Raw genomic sequence first — 379 nt, 5'->3', positions numbered from 1 at the left:
TACGAAGGAGTACGATAGTTCAATTCTTCGATCACACGTGGCACCAAATAGGGAAGACGGCGCGTAGTCGCTCCTTACCCTTGGCCGAATGTAAGTTCCTTCACTTTGTTTTTATCCAATCGTTTGATTACTTCGCTGATTAGCTTCACGGCATTTTCGAAATCCTCGCGGTGGAGAATCGCCGCATGCGAGTGAATATATCGCGTTGGACTACAAATCGCAAGCGACGGTACGCCGCCGGCTGTCACGTGAATGGCGCCCGCGTCGGTTCCGCCTCCTGCAACATAGTCGAATTGATAAGGAATGCCGAGCTCATCCGCTGTGTCGGTAACGAAGTTGCGCAGGCGGCGATGCGAGATCATCGATCCGTCATAAATGA

At 51.7% G+C, this 379-nt stretch carries 1 pseudogene; it reads right to left on the bottom strand.

The features are described 5' to 3' along the window. Positions 1–74 precede the first annotated feature (74 nt). A pseudogene (locus ACFQZY_RS19140) lies at positions 75–379 on the bottom strand (hypothetical protein); the annotation flags it as partial.

It is taken from the genome of Ramlibacter sp. GCM10027632, assembly GCF_042675325.1.
Taxonomy (GTDB): domain Bacteria; phylum Pseudomonadota; class Gammaproteobacteria; order Burkholderiales; family Burkholderiaceae_C; genus Ramlibacter.
Note: the sequence above shows the minus strand (reverse complement) of the source record. Positions and strands in the feature narration are given on the sequence as shown.